The organism is Yoonia sp. TsM2_T14_4, assembly GCF_049602355.1.
GTDB lineage: Bacteria > Pseudomonadota > Alphaproteobacteria > Rhodobacterales > Rhodobacteraceae > Yoonia > Yoonia vestfoldensis_A.
The window spans coordinates 2,589,802-2,608,030 of sequence record NZ_CP187137.1 but is presented as its reverse complement, the minus strand read 5'-3'; the positions used below and the strand labels follow the sequence as shown (position 1 = coordinate 2,608,030).

The 18,229-nt window shown below is 61.1% G+C and carries 18 protein-coding genes; 6 read left to right on the top strand and 12 right to left on the bottom strand.

Annotation, left to right across the window (positions count from 1 at the left end; translation table 11 throughout):
* Nucleotides 1–106: 106 nt before the first annotated feature.
* Entirely contained in the window at nucleotides 107–1,228 is a 1,122-nt protein-coding gene (locus ACPF9B_RS12965) for a porin (protein WP_424177881.1), read from the bottom strand.
* A 226-nt stretch (nucleotides 1,229–1,454) separates the two neighbouring features.
* Here ACPF9B_RS12965 and ACPF9B_RS12960 point away from each other — a divergent pair, with 226 nt between their 5' ends.
* On the top strand, nucleotides 1,455–2,108 hold the full coding sequence (locus ACPF9B_RS12960) for a YggS family pyridoxal phosphate-dependent enzyme (RefSeq protein WP_007206446.1): 654 nt from the start codon (nucleotides 1,455–1,457) through the stop codon (nucleotides 2,106–2,108).
* Entirely contained in the window at nucleotides 2,105–2,749 is a 645-nt protein-coding gene (locus ACPF9B_RS12955; protein WP_007206447.1) for a pseudouridine synthase, read from the top strand. Before ACPF9B_RS12960 ends, ACPF9B_RS12955 begins: the two co-directional genes overlap by 4 nt.
* Here ACPF9B_RS12955 and ACPF9B_RS12950 read toward each other — a convergent pair.
* From ACPF9B_RS12950 to ACPF9B_RS12940, 3 genes are all read right to left on the bottom strand, one after another.
* Nucleotides 2,746–3,342: an alpha/beta hydrolase gene (locus ACPF9B_RS12950; RefSeq protein WP_424177878.1), complete on the bottom strand. Its 597-nt coding sequence runs from the start codon at nucleotides 3,340–3,342 to the stop codon at nucleotides 2,746–2,748. The two genes, ACPF9B_RS12955 and ACPF9B_RS12950, sit on opposite strands and share 4 nt — an antisense overlap.
* A gap of 1 nt (nucleotide 3,343) precedes the next feature.
* Nucleotides 3,344–4,273, bottom strand: a complete 930-nt coding sequence (locus ACPF9B_RS12945; RefSeq protein WP_007206449.1) for a VOC family protein — start codon at nucleotides 4,271–4,273, stop codon at nucleotides 3,344–3,346.
* 95 nt (nucleotides 4,274–4,368) lie between these two features.
* Entirely contained in the window at nucleotides 4,369–5,808 is a 1,440-nt protein-coding gene (locus ACPF9B_RS12940; protein ID WP_424177876.1) for an aldehyde dehydrogenase family protein, read from the bottom strand.
* 124 nt (nucleotides 5,809–5,932) lie between these two features.
* On the opposite strand from ACPF9B_RS12940, the gene ACPF9B_RS12935 reads away from it, so the two are divergent.
* On the top strand, nucleotides 5,933–6,580 hold the full coding sequence (locus tag ACPF9B_RS12935; protein WP_007206451.1) for a peroxiredoxin: 648 nt from the start codon (nucleotides 5,933–5,935) through the stop codon (nucleotides 6,578–6,580).
* Nucleotides 6,581–6,627: 47 nt separating this feature from the next.
* On the opposite strand, the gene ACPF9B_RS12930 is transcribed toward ACPF9B_RS12935, so the two are convergent.
* From ACPF9B_RS12930 to truB, 7 genes are all read right to left on the bottom strand, one after another.
* Nucleotides 6,628–7,218, bottom strand: coding sequence for a hypothetical protein (locus tag ACPF9B_RS12930; protein ID WP_424177873.1), 591 nt, complete (start codon nucleotides 7,216–7,218; stop codon nucleotides 6,628–6,630).
* 181 nt (nucleotides 7,219–7,399) lie between these two features.
* Nucleotides 7,400–9,535, bottom strand: coding sequence for a polyribonucleotide nucleotidyltransferase (pnp, locus tag ACPF9B_RS12925; protein ID WP_424177871.1), 2,136 nt, complete (start codon nucleotides 9,533–9,535; stop codon nucleotides 7,400–7,402).
* 265 nt (nucleotides 9,536–9,800) lie between these two features.
* Nucleotides 9,801–10,070, bottom strand: coding sequence for a 30S ribosomal protein S15 (gene rpsO, locus ACPF9B_RS12920; protein WP_007206454.1), 270 nt, complete (start codon nucleotides 10,068–10,070; stop codon nucleotides 9,801–9,803).
* Nucleotides 10,071–10,202: 132 nt separating this feature from the next.
* Nucleotides 10,203–11,060 (bottom strand): calcium-binding protein, encoded by an 858-nt coding sequence (locus ACPF9B_RS12915; RefSeq protein WP_424177869.1) that lies wholly within the window; start codon nucleotides 11,058–11,060, stop codon nucleotides 10,203–10,205.
* 76 nt (nucleotides 11,061–11,136) lie between these two features.
* On the bottom strand, nucleotides 11,137–12,024 hold the full coding sequence (locus tag ACPF9B_RS12910) for an alpha/beta fold hydrolase (RefSeq protein WP_424177867.1): 888 nt from the start codon (nucleotides 12,022–12,024) through the stop codon (nucleotides 11,137–11,139).
* Nucleotides 12,021–12,533 (bottom strand): DUF1643 domain-containing protein, encoded by a 513-nt coding sequence (locus tag ACPF9B_RS12905; RefSeq protein ID WP_424177865.1) that lies wholly within the window; start codon nucleotides 12,531–12,533, stop codon nucleotides 12,021–12,023. The genes ACPF9B_RS12910 and ACPF9B_RS12905 overlap by 4 nt, the downstream gene beginning before the upstream one ends.
* A 33-nt stretch (nucleotides 12,534–12,566) precedes the next feature.
* Nucleotides 12,567–13,472 (bottom strand): tRNA pseudouridine(55) synthase TruB, encoded by a 906-nt coding sequence (gene truB / locus ACPF9B_RS12900; protein WP_007206458.1) that lies wholly within the window; start codon nucleotides 13,470–13,472, stop codon nucleotides 12,567–12,569.
* A 106-nt stretch (nucleotides 13,473–13,578) separates the two neighbouring features.
* On the opposite strand from truB, the gene ACPF9B_RS12895 reads away from it, so the two are divergent.
* From ACPF9B_RS12895 to ACPF9B_RS12885, 3 genes are read left to right on the top strand one after another with little or no spacing between them, the layout of a single operon-like run.
* On the top strand, nucleotides 13,579–14,049 hold the full coding sequence (locus ACPF9B_RS12895; RefSeq protein ID WP_040483295.1) for an ATP-dependent zinc protease: 471 nt from the start codon (nucleotides 13,579–13,581) through the stop codon (nucleotides 14,047–14,049).
* Nucleotides 14,046–14,951, top strand: coding sequence for a 30S ribosomal protein S6--L-glutamate ligase (rimK, locus tag ACPF9B_RS12890; protein WP_007206460.1), 906 nt, complete (start codon nucleotides 14,046–14,048; stop codon nucleotides 14,949–14,951). The genes ACPF9B_RS12895 and rimK overlap by 4 nt, the downstream gene beginning before the upstream one ends.
* Complete coding sequence (locus ACPF9B_RS12885; protein WP_007206461.1) at nucleotides 14,948–15,991, top strand: succinylglutamate desuccinylase/aspartoacylase family protein; 1,044 nt, start codon at nucleotides 14,948–14,950, stop codon at nucleotides 15,989–15,991. The genes rimK and ACPF9B_RS12885 overlap by 4 nt, the downstream gene beginning before the upstream one ends.
* A gap of 79 nt (nucleotides 15,992–16,070) precedes the next feature.
* Here ACPF9B_RS12885 and recQ read toward each other — a convergent pair whose 3' ends face one another.
* Nucleotides 16,071–18,110, bottom strand: a complete 2,040-nt coding sequence (recQ, locus tag ACPF9B_RS12880; RefSeq protein ID WP_424177862.1) for a DNA helicase RecQ — start codon at nucleotides 18,108–18,110, stop codon at nucleotides 16,071–16,073.
* Nucleotides 18,111–18,229 lie beyond the last annotated feature (119 nt).

Sequence of the window (18,229 nt, the reverse complement as noted above, 5' to 3'; positions counted from 1 at the left end):
AAGGCGTTGCCCCGTCATAATCCGGCATGGCGACGATGGCTATACCCGCAAACGCAAAGAGCGGCCCCAAAGGGCCGCTCTCGCTTAGGAAAGTCGCGGGTTCTGATTAGAACTTGAACGACACGGCAACAGTTGTGCCGACCTGGTAGTCTGGGCCGCCAACTTCGTCGTCTGCCAGAGCATCGGTGGTTTCTGCATCAGCATAGGACACCAGCAGTTCTGCGCCGCCACCCAGGTCATAGGCTGCTGCGACGTATGTGTCTGTGCCTTGTGTTTCCTGGTCGAATGCGCCGGCCAGAATGGTCAGGCCGTTGCCCAGGTCATACGAACCGTCGATGCCGACTTTGGTCGTGCCTTGGTCGTCTTGGTAGTCGACTGCGACTGTCAGGGCATCAGCAGAATACTTGACGTTGATGCCGTAGTTTTCATCGCCAACGCTTTCGTCAACATAGTAACCGGTCACGGTCACTGGGCCTACTGGCATAGAAGCTTTCACACCAGTCGAGTTGGAGTTTTCGTCTTCTGCGTAAGCAACGGTGAAGTTTGCACCAGCAGCAGCAAAGCCAACCGACAGACCAAAGATCTCGTCGTTGTTCGCATCGTCAACATCTGTCAACTTTGTGGATTCTTCTTCGTAAGCAGCAGCAATGGTCACACCAGCGACAGCAGCTTTCACACCGAAGGACAGCTGGTCAAGCTCTTGCTCAGTACCGGTGGTGACGATGACGTAAGAAACCGATGCCGAAACGTCGCCCATAGTCACGTCGCCGCGCAGAACTGCGTCAGCTTCTGTTGCATCGAATGCTGCAGTTGTGAAACCGTCGGATTCCATATCGCCAGCGGAAACCCACATTTTGCCAGCGGCAGTTGCGGTGTCACCGAATGTCAATGTTGCGCTTTCGGTCGACAGAGCCATCACGAAATCGTCAGCATTCAGGTTGGTGTTGCCATCGGCGACGGAGTTATCTGAACCCAGACCATCTTCTTGGATGTCGATGTTGAACTGCGCGCTTGCAGTCACGCCGTTGTCCAGCTCAGTAGCGCCTTTGACAGTCAGTGTGGTGTCAAAATAGAAACCATTGTAGTCGTCAGCGCCAGCAGCGGTGTTGGCTTCGTCGTTGTAGCCCAGGTTGGCTGTACCGGAGAAGCTTACGCCGGTGTGTCCATCAGCAACTGCGGCGCCAGCAAAGGCTACCAGGGCAGTTGTTGTAAGAAGGATGCTTTTCATTGGATAATTCCCTCGTGTTTTGCATTCTCAAGAATGCCAGATATTCTAGCATTGACGCTTAATTGCGCCCAACGCTCTTCACACTCAAGATAAAGTGGCGTGTTACAACAGTCTTGCTGCCAAATGATGCATCAAGGCCACACAATCTTTTGCACCCATGACAGCACCGTCAAAGGGCGTTATCTGGGCCACACCACCCTTGCCCCCCTTGTTTGAAGGACGTTTCATGCCACTGGCAGATATTCAGGACCGTATCGCCGCCGCTTGCGCCAAGGCCGGTCGCCCCCTGCAGGACGTGACGCTGATCGCTGTGTCCAAAGTGCAACCCAACGCCCGTGTTGCCGCCGTGCTGGATCAGGGCCACCGAGTCTTTGGTGAAAACAAGGTGCAAGAAGCGGCAGGCAAATGGCCCATGTTCCGCGAATCCTATGATGGCATCGCCTTGCACTTGATCGGCCCGTTGCAGACCAACAAGGCGAAGGCTGCCGTTGAACTGGCGCAGGCGATCCACACGCTCGACCGGCCAAAACTGGCGCAGGTGCTGGCGCGTCTGGCGCAGGAAAGCGGCGCATGTCCTGACCTGTTCGTGCAGGTCAACACCGGCGAGGAACCGCAAAAGGCAGGCGTGCTGCCCGCCGATGTCGATGCTTTCGTGGCCGAGGCGCGCGCGCTGGACCTGCCCATCGCGGGCCTGATGTGCATCCCGCCCGTGGACGAAGAACCCAGCCTACATTTCGCGCTGCTGGCCAAGATGGCCGCGCGCAACGGATTGACGGGCCTGTCGATGGGCATGAGCGGCGATTTCGAAAGCGCCATCGCCTTGGGCGCGACCCATGTGCGCATCGGTGCCGCGATCTTCGGGGAACGGGTTGCGGGGTGAGCGTTTACGCCCCACCCCAAGACCCGTTGGTGATTCTGCATCACGATCATCAGGTGCTGCTGGTCGATAAACCCAGCGGCCTGTTGTCGGTTCCCGGCAAGGGCGAAGACCTGACCGATTGCCTGATCGCGCGGGTGCAGCGCATCTTTCCCGATGCTTTGCTGGTGCATCGCCTGGACCGCGACACATCGGGTGTCATGATCTTTGCGATGACCCCCCATGCACAGCGCCATCTGGGCCTGCAATTCGAAAACCGCCAGACCAAGAAAACCTATGTCGCCCGCGTCTGGGGTGAAATGGCGGACAAGACCGGCACCGTCGATCTGCCGCTGATCGTGGATTGGCCGAACCGCCCCTTGCAGATGGTGGACCATGAAAACGGCCGCGCGGCGGTGACCGATTGGCGCGTGGTGCGCGTGGGTGGCGGTGAAACCCGCGTGCGGCTAATGCCGAAAACCGGCCGGTCGCACCAGTTGCGCGTGCATATGCTGGCGCTGGGCCATCCGATTCTGGGCGATCCGTTCTATGCGACAGGCCCCGCGCGCGATCATCCGCGCCTGATGCTGCATTCCGAGACGTTGCAATTCCGCCATCCCGATGGCGGACAGGGCATACGCATCACCGCCCCCTGTCCGTTCTAGACGGTCAGGAAATCCTGCACCGCTGCCACCTCGCTTTGCGCGATCCCGTGGCCGCCTGCATGCCAATGCACCTGCACATCCGCCCCCTGCGCGATCAGATACCCCGCCAGCGCATGGGTCAGATCGGGCGGGCAGATCGGGTCGTTCTGACCAGCAGTGATCAGCACACGCCGCCCTTTCAGCCCCGGTTGCGGGGCGAGGGCAAAGGGGATCAGCGGATGCATCAGGATCAGGTCATCGACCAGCCCCGCATCCAGCATCGCCACCGCGGCAAGTATATTCGCCCCGTTGGAATAGCCCAGCCCGATGGTGCGGGCCGGTTTGGTGGCGGCCTTTTCGGCGGTGATGAAATCCGCCATGGCGCGGCTGCGCAACGCCAGATCGTCCATGTCATAGACGCCTTCGCCGGTGCGCCTGAAATACCGCGCTGCCCCGTGTTCGGACACGTCCCCGCGCGGGGATGTGACATGCGCACCGGGGATCAGCTGTTCCGCGAAATCGTGGAACTGGCTTTCTGACCCGCCGGTGCCGTGAAAAGTCAGGAACAGCGGCGCGCCCGCTGTCCCCGTGGTGCGTTTGGCGTGATAGGTCATGTCAGCCTTCCAGCGGTTCCAGCAGGTTTTCCAGCTGCGCGCGCAGATGTTCATGCTGGCTGGGCAGTTGCAACGCCTGACCAAGATGCGCGGTATCTTCGTCGCGCGCAAAGCCCGGCTCGTTCGTCGCCACCTCGAACAGCACCCCGCCGGGTGTGCGGAAATAGATCGCATAGAAATAGTCGCGGTCGATCACAGGCGTGACCTGATAGCCGGTATCGAGCAGCGCCTCGCGCACCTCGAGCTGCCGCGCGCGGTTGTCCACGGCAAAGGCGATGTGGTGGACCGATCCCGCCCCTTGGGCGGCGCGGGGTGCGGATGGCGTCACCTCGATGTCGATGGCATTGGCGTCATTGCCGCCCGGCACGATGAAACGGGTGACGTTGTTTTCACTGTCCAGTTTTTCATAGCCCATGAACCGGAGCAATTCCGCGCTGGCATCACCATCGCGCAGGCGCATGTCGGTCGAATGGAAACCGCGGATCGCAATATCCTCGGCCACGCCATTGCCGGTCCACGGTGTGCGGCCGTCGTCGCGTTCGACCAGCGCAAACAGGTCGCCATCGGGGCCGTTGAACAGCACGCGTTTTTCGCCAAAGCGGATGTCCTGCGCCAGCCCGTCGGTTTCAAACGTGGCCAGCCGGTCCAGCCAGGCCTGTGATGTGCCGGTGGGAATGGCGAAACTGGTGCGCCCGACCTCACCCGCGCCCGCGCGTCCGCGTCCGGCATTGGGAAAAGGGAAATAGGTCATCACGGTGCCGGCGCTGCCGGTCTCGTCACCGTAATAGAGGTGATAAACATCCGGCGCGTCGAAATTGACCGTCTGCTTGACGCGGCGCAGGCCCAGAACATTGGTGAAAAATGCGTTGTTTTCGCGCGCGCCACTGGCCAGCGATGTGACGTGGTGCAGCCCTTTGATTTGTTTGATCATGATCGCTCTCCTATCCGTTGGGGAATAGATAGCGGATTTCACGACGCACTAAATAGCAGCAGGCGCACCAGATCGGTGCGCCCGCGCACATGAGCTTACTCTGCGGCCCAGCCAGAGATCGCCTTGACCTCCAGAAATTCCTCGATACCCCAGACGCCGCCTTCACGGGCGCGGCCAGACATCTTCATCCCGCCGAATGGCGCACCCGCCCCGCGTGACTTGCCGTTCATCTCGATCATGCCTGCCTTGAGAGCGCGGGCCATGCGGTTGCGGCGCGCGCCGTCCTGCGACTGGACATAGTTCGTCAGGCCGTAAGCGGTGTCATTGGCGATGGCGATCGCCTCTTCCTCGGTATCAAACGGGATGATGGACAAGACCGGGCCAAAGATTTCCTCGCGCGCGATGCGCATCTGGTTGTTCACATCGGCAAAGACGGTGGGCCGGACGTAATAGCCACGGTTCATGCCCTCGGGCAGACCGGGGCCACCCGCGACCAGCCGCGCACCTTCGTCGATGCCGACCTGGATCATCGTCTGGATTTGGTCCCATTGGCGGCGGTTGACGACAGGCCCGATATGGCGGCCAGGTTCAGAGGCAGGGCCAACGGCGATGCCATTGGCGATTTCGGCTGCGGTTTCGACCGCCTGATCATAGATCGACCGTTCAACGAGCATCCGTGTCGGCGCGTTGCAGGATTGGCCAGAATTGTTCATGCAATGGATCACGCCACGCTTGACCGCCTTGTCATCGGCATCGGCAAAGATCACGTTTGCACCCTTGCCGCCCAGTTCCAGCGTCACCCGCTTGAGCGTTTCCGCGGCGGCGAGCGAAATCGCCTTGCCCGCGCGGGTCGATCCGGTGAAGCTGATCATTGCGACATCCTCGTGCCGCGACAATTGGCTGCCCACACCCATACCGTCACCGTTCACAAGGTTGAACACCCCCGCAGGCACACCCGCGTCATGCACGAATTCGGCAAACAGCAGCGATGACAGCGGCGATTCCTCGGACGGTTTCAGCACGATGGTACAGCCCGCCAGTAGCGCGGGGATCACCTTGAGCGTGACCTGATTCATCGGCCAGTTCCACGGCGTGATCAGCCCGACAACGCCGATGGGTTCCAGCGCGATCCGGTCGTTGGGCGCATGTGGGCCAAGCGGTTTGATCCATTCGATATGGTCGAACGCGGTCAGAAAGTTTTCCAGATGCCACGGCAGGCAGGGGGCTTGATCGGCGCGGGACATGTCGATGGGCGCGCCCATTTCCAGGCTTATCGCCTTCGCCATTTCCTCGGCACGGGCCTCGTACTGGGCCAGAATGCCCCTGACATAGTCCGCGCGTTTCGCGGGGTCGGTCGCCGACCATGCGGGCAAGGCGGCGCTGGCGGCAGCGACGGCGGCATTGGTGTCAGCGTGATCACCAAGAGAAATGATAGCGCAGACCTCTTCGGTTGACGGGTCGATCACGTCATGGTCGCTGGATTTGGCGGGGGCCACCCATGCGCCATCGATATAGAAATTGCGTTTCTCGATCATGATTTCTCTCCTGCACGTTGGCAAAGGTGTGGCATCTGCCCCGCTCCGGCGCAAGCGGCTGTGGCACAAGTGCCTGATCGTTCCTATGTAGGGTCGGTAAACTGAAAAATGAAGGAGCATCCCGATGGGCCTGCGCATCAACGACACTATCCCCGACCTGACGGTTGAAACCGATCAGGGCACAATCAAGCTGCACGACTGGATCGGAGACAGCTGGGCAATCTTGTTTTCACACCCCAAGGATTTTACGCCGGTCTGCACCACCGAATTCGGCGCAGTGGCGCAATTGGCCGATGAATGGGCCAAGCGCGGCACCAAGGTCATGGGTATCAGCGTCGATGGCGTCGAAGACCACAAGAAATGGAAGACCGACATCGAAACCTTTGCCGGTGCCAAGGCCGGTTTCCCGATTATCGCAGACGAAGACCTGACCGTGGCCAAGGCTTTTGATATGCTGCCCGCTGACGCCTATCTGCCCGATGGGCGGACCCCCGCCGACAGCGCCACGGTGCGCGCCGTGTTCATCATCGGGCCGGACAAAAAGCTGAAACTTTCGATGACCTATCCGATGAATGTCGGGCGCAACTTCGCCGAAGTGCTGCGCGCATTGGATGGCTTGCAGACGGCCACTGGCCGCGGTGTGGCGACGCCTGCCAACTGGACTGTGGGCGATGATGTGATCATCCCTGCCACCGTCAGCAATGACGATGCAAAGGCCAAGTTCGGTGATTTTACCACAGTGTTCCCCTATCTGCGGACGACCAAGTTATAAGTAATCAAGGACCCCGGTGCAGCACCGGGGTCTTTGCGCCTGCGGCGTCAGTACGCATAGCTGACAGCGAAACCTGCAAAGGGAAACACCGGCACATCGGCCAGATCCGCGTTGGTGTCTTGGACAGCGGTCTGCACGGTCGGGGTGGTGTTGCTGGACGATACCTGCAGCGACGACACGATCACGCCGATATCGCCCGACAGCCCCCATCCCGCCCCCATCCCGATACGGAACCCGGTGGTCACCATCGGGGCGACATCATTTTCGAACACCAGCTTGCCGTCATAGGTAACAGCCCCTTCGGTGAATGAACCGCTGACATCGCTGTTGGAAAAGAACAGGCCACCGGACATGCGCCAGGCATTTGCCAGTGGATAATAATCCGCGACAACAGCGACGCCGCCCAGATCGGCGGTGCCGTTTACGCTGGTCCCTTCATAATCGAATGTGTCGTCGATACTGAACCCGCCCATGATCATGCCGCGCAGGCCAAGGGTCGGCCGCAGCTGATAGGCCCCTTCCAGCGTATAGCCGAAGCTGGTGACGCCAAGACCGGCTGAAACGGCGCCCCTGTCCTGTGCGGTGGCGGTTGTTGCCATGGCGCAGACGGCAATGGCGATCAGGTAGCGAAGGATCATCGTAGATTCCCTTTGAATTGAGCAGTTTTGGCGTGTCAGCGACCAATATGATTCAAAACGACTAAGGAATACTTAGCAGGGCGCACGGACAGGGCGCGCCATGGCGATCTGTCCTACAAAAGACAACACCCGACCAATTGGCCGGGTGTTGTGATCGCATCATCAAAAGAACGTAGAAGCGTTACTCTTCTGCGGCTTCTTCTTTGGCCAGTTCCTGACCGGTGGCCTGATCGACCATTTTCATCGCCAGACGGACCTTGCCGCGGTCGTCAAAGCCCAGCAGCTTGACCCAGACGTCCTGACCTTCTTTCAACACATCCGACGGATGGTTCAGGCGCTTGTTCTCGATCTGGGACACATGGACCAGACCGTCACGCTTGCCAAAGAAGTTCACGAAAGCGCCGAAATCAACCAGTTTGACCACAGTGCCTTTGTAAACCTTGCCTTCTTCGGGTTCGGCCACGATCGAATAGATCATGTCATAGGCGCGCTTGATCGCCTCGGCATCGTTGGATGCCAGCTTGATCACGCCGTCGTCGTTGATATCGACCTTGGCGCCCGATGTTTCCACGATTTCGCGGATAACCTTGCCGCCAGATCCGATGACTTCACGGATCTTGTCGACGGGGATCTGCATGGTTTCGATCTTGGGGGCGTGAACGCTGAATTCCTGCGCGCCGGTCAGCGCCTTGGACATTTCACCCAGGATATGCAGACGACCTGCCTTGGCTTGTTCCAGTGCTTTTTTCATGATCTCGGGCGTGATGCCTGCGATCTTGATATCCATCTGCAAGGACGTGATGCCGTTTTCGGTACCCGCAACCTTGAAATCCATATCGCCAAGGTGGTCTTCGTCACCCAGAATATCGGACAGCACGGCATAGGACCCGTCGTCTTCCATCACCAGACCCATCGCCACACCGGCGACAGCGGCCTTCAGCGGCACACCGGCGTCCATCATGGACAGCGAACCACCGCAAACCGATGCCATCGAGGATGACCCGTTGGATTCAGTAATCTCTGACACAATACGGATCGTGTAAGGGAAATCGGTCGGCGCAGGCAGAACCGCCTGCAACGCGCGCCATGCCAGCTTGCCATGGCCGATTTCACGACGACCGGGGCCAGAGACGCGGCCAACCTCGCCCACCGAATAGGGGGGGAAGTTATAGTGCAGCATGAAGTTGGATTTATACATGCCGGTCAGCGCGTCGATCATCTGTTCGTCGTCGCCGGTGCCCAGCGTTGTCACGACCAAGCCTTGGGTTTCACCACGGGTGAACAGGGCCGATCCATGGGTGCGCGGCAGAATACCGGTTTCCGACACGATCGGGCGGATCTGATCCAGCGCGCGGCCATCGATGCGGCGGCCATGCTTGACCACGTCACCGCGCAGCACCGCGGATTCCAGTTTCTTGAGCGCGGGGCCAAGGTTGGTATCGGCCCGCTGGTCTTCGGTCAGGGCCGCGATGATATCGGCCTTGGCGGCGGATACGGCGCCCGTGCGTTCCTGCTTGTCGGTGATCGCATACGCGGCGCGCATCTTGTCTTCGCCTGCGGATTTGACGGTGGCGTAAAGCTCCGAATAATCCTCTGGCTGGAAATCGAACGGTTCCTTGGCGCAATCTTCGGCCAGATCGATGATCAGGTCGATGACTGGCTGGATCTGTGCGTGGGCAAACGTGACGGCACCCAGCATTTCTTCTTCGGTCAGCTCATAGGCTTCGGATTCGACCATCATCACGGCGTCTTTGGTGCCGGCGACAACCAGATCAAGCCGCTGTTCGGGCTTGGTGCGCAGGTTGTGCATGTCGTCGATTTCGGGGTTCAGGATGTATTCACCATCCACGAAACCCACGCGGCAGGCACCGATTGGCCCCATGAAGGGCGCACCGGAAATCGTCAGCGCAGCAGAAGCTGCGATCATCGCGATCATATCGGGGTCGTTGACGCCGTCAAAGCTCAGCACGGTACACATCACCAAGACTTCGTTCTTGAAGCCGGGGACGAACAGCGGGCGGATCGGGCGGTCGATCAGGCGGGATGTCAGCGTCTCTTTTTCTGTGGGACGCGCTTCGCGCTTGAAAAAGCCACCAGGCACTTTGCCGGCGGCGTAATATTTTTCTTGGTAATGCACGGTCAGCGGAAAGAAATCCTGCCCCGGCTTTTGTGATTTTGCAAAGGTCACGTTGGCCATGACGCTGGTTTCGCCCAGCGTCGCAATGACCGAACCGTCAGCCTGACGGGCAACCTTGCCTGTTTCGAGTGTAAGCGTCTCTTCGCCCCACTGCATTGATTTTTTTACTTCGTTAAACATCATCATGTCCTAGTCGGGCCGCGGCCCATTTTGCGTAGGGGGCGTATTCCCCCTCATCCCTGTATCTTCTTTGTATCGGCGCTGGGATGCGGGCGCCGGGCTTCTCAAAGATAGGGGGGCCTTAGCCGATATTGGCTTCTTTGGAAAGAGGGGCGAGGGGCAGGGAGCTTTGCCGCACAACGGGGGGGTGGTCATTTTGCCATGGCCAATAAAAAACGCCCACCAGATGGCGGGCGTTTTTCGAATAACCTTGGTGCGATCCGGGTTACCGGCGCAGGCCCAGACGTTCGATCAGGCTCTGGTAACGGGCTTCGTCCTTGGACTTGGTGTAGTCCAGAAGCTTGCGGCGCAAAGCGACCATTTTCAGCAGGCCACGGCGACCGTGGTTGTCTTTCTTGTGGGTCTTGAAATGCTCTGTCAGCGTCGCGATGCGGCTCGACAGGATCGCAACTTGCACTTCGGGCGAACCGGTGTCGCCTTCTTTGGTTGCGAATTCTTTCATGATACGTGTCTTGTTTTCGGCAGTGATCGACATCGGGGTCTCCTTGTCTAAGGGGTGAATGGCGCAGGCCGGGATGTCGTCCAGCAAGGCCCGTGGAGGCGCCGCCCGGACAGAATCCGCGCGGATGGCTGCGCATAAGGGGATTTGGCGCAAAAGAAAAGCATTTTATACGCGCAAGAAGGTGACCTTTGTCAGATCGGGTTCGGCGAAATTGGTCAGTTTCGCGATCAGTGCGCCATCTGCCAGCAACAAAGTGCCATCCTCGGCTTTCTCGGTCGTCAGGACGGGTGGCTCGCCGGTGTGTTCGATCTCGATGATATCTTCGGCAGGATCGTAATCCGTCAGCGTGACATGCATGTCAGGGCGCAGATTGAATGTGTCGGTGCCAGTTCCGCCCGACAACACATCGTCTGGTCCGCCGGACAGGTCATCATCGCCCGCGCCACCATTCAGATAGTCGCGGTCCAGATCATCGCGGTCGATCAGCTGGTCATCGCCCGCACCCCCGAACAGCGTATCGGCCCCCGCCCCCCCAACCAGCAGATCATCCCCCAGATTGCCCATCAGCACATCATCGCCCGTGCCGCCATCAAGCCGGTCATCGCCGTCGCCGCCACCGAGCTGGTCGTTGCCTGCGCCGCCATCCAGCAGGTCGTCGCCGATATGGCCATAAAGGTCGTCGTTCCCGTCGCTACCAGACAGGATATCGCGCCCCCCGCCCCCGCGCAGCACATCATCGCCCACGCCGCCGTGCAGGGTGTCATTGCCGTCGCCGCCATGCAGATAATCGTTTCCGGCGCCACCAATGATCAGATCGTCACTGCCGCCGGCGAAAACCACCACAGCGTTATCGCTGGCGTCGATCATGTCACTAATCGGAATGATTGGGCTGCTGACCATGTCGGGCTGGTCATCGGACGCCGGTGACGGATCGTCGTCAGCGACATCGTCGTCGCCGAACAGCATCGCCGTCAAGGCGATCCCCACGAGTCCCATGATCACAACCATTGATCCACCTGCCATCCGCCGGGTCCGGTCCGGCCACCCTGCATGTTTAGCACAAGATGTTTTTGGTTTGTTCCGGATTCTGACTCGGTGGTTAATGCACACCAAAGAACGGCAGGAAACTGTCAATCACGGCCTGCGGGTTTTCCTCCATTGCGAAATGGCCCGAAACGCAGGACGCATCTGTCATCTGCTGAACCCATGGCCGCCAGAGCGCTGCGGGATTCCCCGTCTGCGCCGGAAACCCGCCCTTGGCCCACAGGAAATGCAAGGGTGCCGCGATCTTGCGCCCTGCCGCCTTATCGGCCTCATCCAGCGCGCGGTCGAATGTCGCGCCCGCACGGTAATCGGCGCACATCGCGTGCAGATGCGCGGGGTCGGCGGCCTGCGCGCGATAGCTGGCCAGCGCCGCATCGCTGAACACCCCCAGCGATTTGCCCATGGTCCACGCGATCAGCGTCCAGTCGATGTATCCCGCAGGGTCTGCGCCGATCATCCGTTCAGGCAAGGGCGCGGGTTGCGCCAGATAGGTCCAGTGATAGGCTTTCATCGCCAGATCAGCCGACCAATTGGCCCAGAAATCCCCTGTTGGCACAATCTCGATAATGCCCAGCCGGATGATCCGGTCGGGATGGTCCAGCGCAAAGCGATAGGCGACCCGCCCGCCACGGTCATGGCCCAGCACATGCGCACGGTTGATCCCCAGCGCATCCATCAATGCGGCGATATCGGCGGCCATCGTGCGTTTGGAATAGGTCGTGTGGTCCGCGTCATCGGCGGGCGCATCGCTGTCGCCATAGCCGCGCAGGTCGGGGATAATGACGTCGAATTGCGTGGCCAAGGCGGGGGCGACCTTTTCCCAGCAATGGTGGTTCTGCGGATAGCCGTGCAGCAGGATCAGCGGTGTGCCTTGGCCGGCGCGATGCACCGACAGGGTGATGTCGCCGCAAACAACACGGGATGGGGTGAAACCTTGGATCATCGGATGCTCCATTGCAGTGGCTGCTGGTCATAGCTGACGTAGAGAGGGTGGCGCGGATGCCCGTCCTTGGTCAAGCCAAGCGTCAGCAATGGCGTGCCGGTTTGGTCCAACATTTCCGCCACCTGCGCGCCGCGCCCCAGATGCGCGCCATGCGTGCCCCAAGCGGCGATGATCCGGTCGGCCCAAGCCGTCGCCACGATCAGCGTAGCATCATTGGCAGGGCCAACAGGGTCAGCCGCGCGGCACATCGCCCGTGGATCGGTGTCGCGCCAAGCAAAGATATTTGTCACGCGAAACGCCCCGAACCCCAAGGCGCGGGCGCGCCGCTCGCAGCGTTCGACGGTGGGGTCGTTGTGCAGTTCCGTCGCCTTGGACGGGTTCAGCATAACAAAGGCTAGACGGGGGCCGCTTGCGTCCCAGATACGGGTCAATTCATAGCGGTAAGCCTCGCAATCAGAATAGACGGCGTAAGAGGCTGTCAGGTCGGTGATATGCTGGCGGTGGATCATGCGGGCGTCAGGTAAGGTGGAGTTCAATCCACCCTACGCCACAAACACCCGCGTCGGGTGTAATTCGCCGCCACGATAGCTGCCGATGGCGATGGCCTTGCCGCCGTGGCTGGCCCAAACTTCTTCGCCATAGTCCACGCCGCTGGCGATCACCGGTGCCGGATTGCCGTTGCGCAGCCGTGCGACGCTTTCCGCAGGGCAGCGGACCTCGACCAGATCGGCCAGCCCCACCTCCAGCGGCAACAGCCGCGCGTCAAGCTCTGGCGTGCGCGCAATCGCGTCCAGCTGGTCCAGCGTGATCCCGTCGGTCGCCTGAAACGGCCCCGACCAGATCCGGCGCAAGGACCGCACATGCGCCTTGCAGCCCAGCACATCGCCCAGATCGCGGGCGATGGACCGGACATAGCCCCCCTTGCCGCAGGTCATTTCCAGCACGGCGTGATCGGCGTCAGGCCGGTCGGCCAGCAGCAGTTCCTCGACCCAAAGGGGCCGTGCGGCAAGGTCCATTTCCTCGCCCGCCCGCGCCTTGGCATAAGCGCGTTCGCCATCGACCTTGACGGCGGAAAACTGTGGCGGCACCTGCATGATATCGCCGATGAAGCCCGCGAGCGCCGATTTGATCGCGGCATCGTCGGGGCGGGTATCGCTGGTGGCGATCACTTCGCCTTCGGCGTCGTCGGTATTGGTGGCCTGCCCCAGCCGGATGATGAATTCATAGGCTTTCAGCGCATCGGTGATATAGGGCACGGTCTTTGTCGCCTCGCCCAAGGCGATGGCCAAAACGCCTGTCGCTTCGGGATCAAGCGTGCCTGCATGCCCGGCCTTGTTGGCATCAAACGCCCAGCGCACGCGGTTGACCACCGTGGTCGAGGTAATCCCCGCCGGTTTGTCCACCACCAGCCAGCCTGAAATATCGCGTCCCTTGCGTCTGCGCGCCATGATCTTGCCCTTTGTCAGATTGCGGCTTGCTATGCGCGCGCACCCCGCTGGTCAAGGCGCGGCGGTTCGCGCTATGTCGGGGCGACGCCACAACCGGACCGATCCAATGCACCCAGCCCCTTTACCGCATCCTTTGCTGATCATCGGCTGGCAGGAACGGATCAGCCTGCCCGACCTTGGGCTGATCGATTTCGCGGTCAAGGTGGACACCGGCGCCAAGACAACGGCCCTGCATGCCGAAGAGATCGAAACCTTTCAAAAGCAGGGCGAAAAATGGGTCCGGTTCCGTAGCCCCGACATTCCCGGCACCGCGCCGCGCATCTGTGAATTTGCCGTCTTCACAAAGCGTGATATCACCAATACGAGCGGCACGCCGGAGACGCGGATCGTGATCCGCACCCCGATGATTCTGGCCGGACGCAAGTGGAAGATCGACATATCCCTGACCGACAGGGGCAGCATGCAATTCCCGCTGATCCTTGGGCGGCGGGCCTTGCGTCATAAAAACATCGCCGTTCACGCCCGACATACCTATCTCGTCAGCCCCCTGCCGCAACCTGAAAGCGCCGCAAAATGAAAATCGCCATGCTCGCCCGTAATGCAGAGCTTTATACCCACCGTCGCCTGAAAGAGGCGGCCGAGGCGCGGGGCCACCAGCTCGACATCATCAACACGTTACGCTGCTACATGAACATCGCATCGCGCAGGCCCGAAGTTTACTACAACGGCGAAAAGCTGGTGGGCTATGACGCCGTGATCCCCCGCATCGGGGCGTCGGTCACGTTCTACGGCATGGCCGTGTTGCGCCAGTTTGAAATGCAGGGCGTGTTCCCCGTGAACGAAAGCGTGGGCATCGGCCGGTCGCGCGACAAGCTGCGCTCGATGCAATTGCTGGCGCGTGACGGGATCGGGCTTCCGGTCACGACCTTTGCGCATGATCCGCGCCAGACCGATGAGGTGCTGAAACTGGCCGGCGGCGCGCCGGTCGTGATTAAATTGCTCGAAGGCACCCAAGGCATCGGCGTCGTGTTGGCCGATACCGACCGGTCCGCCAAATCCGTGGTCGAGGCGTTTCGCGGCGCAGGCGTCAACATCCTGTTGCAGGAATTCATCAAAGAAGCAGGCGGCACCGATATCCGCGCCATCGTGGTGGGCGGCAAGGTCGTCGCCGCGATGAAACGCACCGGTGCCGAAGGCGAATTCCGGTCCAACCTGCACCGTGGCGGGTCGGCGCAGGTCATCAAACTGTCGCCCGAGGAACGGTCCACCGCGATCCGGTCGGCCAAGGCGATGGGGCTGAACGTCTGCGGCGTCGATATGCTGCGGTCCAACCACGGGCCGGTGGTGATGGAGGTCAATTCCTCCCCCGGTCTGGAAGGCGTGGAAAAAGCGACAGGGCTGGATATCGCCACCAAGATCATCGAATATATCGAAAAGAACGCCAAACCCAACGCGACCAAAACCAAAGGCAAAGGATGACCAAACGCGCGGCCTACCTTATTGCAGGCGAACAGATCGCGGCAGGCACGCGCAAGACAGTCAATATTCCGGTCAGCACCTTATCGGATTACACGCCCGTCACCCTGTCCGCCCATGTGATCCACGGCCGCAAGGACGGGCCGACCGTGTTCGTCAGCGCAGGCATCCACGGCGACGAGGTGATCGGGGTCGAGATTGTGCGCCGCCTTTTGCGCACCGGCACGTTGAAAAACGTCGCAGGCACGCTGATCGTGGTGCCGATCGTCAACACCTTCGGCTTTCTGAACCATTCGCGCTATCTGCCTGACCGGCGCGACCTGAACCGGTGTTTTCCAGGCTCGCCCAACGGCTCGCTGGGGTCGCGGCTGGCGCATATCTTCATGACCGAGATCGTGGAACGCTGCAGCCTTGGCATCGACCTGCATTCCGCCGCGATCCACCGCACGAACCTGCCGCAGGTGCGAGTGTCGGGCAACAATGCCGAAACCCTGCGCCTTGCGCGTGTGTTCGGCGCGCCGGTGATCCTGACCAGCGCCTTGCGCGACGGCAGCCTGCGGCTGGAGGCCAAACGCCGCGGCGTCAATATCCTGCTATATGAAGCGGGCGAGGGGATGCGTTTTGACGAGATGTCGGTGCGTGCCGGTCTGGCAGGTATCCTGCGTGTATTGAAAGACGTGGGGCTCTTGCCCAAGGCGGGCATCGCGGCTCCCAAAGCGCAGCCTTTGGTCTGTTCCGACAGCCACTGGGTCCGCGCACCCGCAGGCGGGTTGTTGCGGATGTTCAAGGCCGAAGGCGATGTGATTGCGATGGGCGATCTGGTCGCCGCGATCTCCGACCCCTTCGGCGGCGGCGAGGTCGAGGTGCGCACGCCTTATGGCGGCATCATTGTCGGCCGCGCAGTCATGCCCATCGTCCATGAAGGCGACGCGCTGCTGCATGTCGCCGCCGTGAAATCCGCCGGTCAGGCCGAGGCCGCCCTTGGCGACCTGACCGCGCAGCTCGAAGAAGCGCCGCTGTTCGACGAGGACGAAATTATCTGATCTTCCTGTGACTTCTTTTTTCCAAAAATACTCCGGGGTGAACCCCGGACGTCGTCCGGGGGAGGGGCAGCGCCCCTGTCTACGCCGCGCTTTCCAGCACTTCCAGAAACGCGTCGCCGAACCTTTCGGCGTGCCGCTCGCCGATCAGGCGGGTCAGGCTGGTGATATCGGCACCCCGCAATTGCGCCACCTTGGCCAGCATGGATGCCGAACAGGTCATCGGTTTGTCCGCGCCATGCGGGCCGCGGATCAGCGCGCTTTGTGCAGCCAGCAGGCGGTCATAGATCAGCCCTTCGTCACGGCCTGCCAGCTTGCGGCGGCTGGGGTGCAGGTTTTCCGCCTCTCCCGCGATCACCTCCAGAAACGCGCGCCCGTAGCTTTCCAGTTTTTTCGCGCCGACCCCGCCGATATGGGCCATGTCATCCAACGTCGCGGGGCGTTTTTCGGCCATGTCGATCAGGGTCTTGTCGTTGAAAATGATATAGGCTGGGACGCCCGCCTGTTCGGCCAGAAACCTGCGTTTCGCCTTGAGCGCGGACAAAAGCGGCGCGTCGTCTTCGCTGACCAGGGTATGCACCTTTGGCCCCGCGCCTTTGGCGGCGGTGATCGTGTCACGGCGCAGCATGATCTGCGCCTCGCCGCGCAGGATCGGGCGGGCGTGATCGGTCATGCGCAAGGCACCGTGCCGGTCGCGGTCGGGGCGCAAAAGGTCATGGCCCATCATCTGCCGGAAAATCGCCTGCCATTGGCGGCGGTCGTAATCGCGGCCCACGCCATAGGTTGGCAGGCTGTCATGGCCGCGCGCCTTGATCTTGTCGGTGGCTTGGCCCAGCAGGATGTCGATCAGATGACCCGCGCCGAAATATTCTTCGGTGCGCAGGGCGGCTGACAACGCCATCCGCACGGGGGTCGTGGCATCGAAGACGTCGGCCGGTTTGTCGCAAAGGTCGCAATGGCCGCAAGCATCGCTGGTTTCGCCGAAATACGACAACAGCGTCTGGCGGCGGCAATGCAGCGCCTCGGCCAGACCCAAGAGCGCGTTCAGCCGTCCATGATCTGCGGCGCGGCGGTCGGCAGGGGCCAGCCCTTCGTCGATCTGCTGGCGGCGATAGCGGATGTCGTCGGGGCCAAACAGGGTCAGGGTTTCGGCAGGGGCGCCGTCACGCCCCGCGCGGCCGATTTCCTGATAATAGCTTTCGATCGACTTGGGCAGATCGGCATGGGCGACCCAACGGATATCGGGTTTGTCGATGCCCATGCCAAAGGCGACGGTGGCGCACACGATCAACCCGTCTTCTTGCTGGAACCGGCGTTCGACGATGCGGCGGTCCTCGGCCTCCATCCCGCCGTGGTAATGGCAGGCCAGATGCCCTGCCTCGCGCAGCGCCTGCGCCAGTGTTTCGGTCTTGGCGCGGGTGCCGGTATAGACGATGCCGGATTGTCCCTTGCGCGCGGCGGCAAAGGCCAGGATCTGCGCGCGCGGGCTGTCCTTGGCGGCAAAGGCAAGGTGGATATTGGGCCGGTCGAACCCGTGCAGGAATGTCGCAGGCTGTTGGCCTGCAAACAATTTCTGCACAATCTCGGCCTGTGTTTCGGCATCTGCCGTGGCGGTAAAGGCGGCCAGCGGCACATCCAGTGCTTCGCGCAATTCACCGATACGCAGGTAATCGGGGCGGAAATCATGGCCCCATTGGCTGACGCAATGCGCCTCGTCCACGGCGATCAGGCTGACACCGGCGCGCTGCAGCATCTGCACGGTGCCACCGGCGGACAAACGTTCGGGCGCCATGTACAGAAGTTTCAGCGTGCCGGATTCCAAAGCGGACCACACCGCCTCTGTCTCTTCCTCGGTATTGCCCGATGTCAGCGCACCTGCGACAACGCCCGCCTGCTGCAGCCCGCGCACCTGATCACGCATCAGGGCGATCAGCGGGGAAATCACCACTGTCACGCCCTGCCGCATCAGCGCAGGCAGCTGGAAACACAAGGATTTCCCGCCACCCGTGGGCATGATCGCCAGCGTATTACGCCCCGCGGCGACAGCCTCGACGATCTCTTGCTGGCCGGGCCGGAAGGCGTCAAAGCCAAAGACATCGCGCAAAAGCGTGGCTGCGGGCATAGGGGGACCTGTATCTGGATTTTCTTGATTGCCGGTGACAATCCCACAACCGGAATCTGTGAACAACCCGTACCGGCACGAAAATGCAAAAGGCCGCCTTTGCGCGCATAGACCGCGAG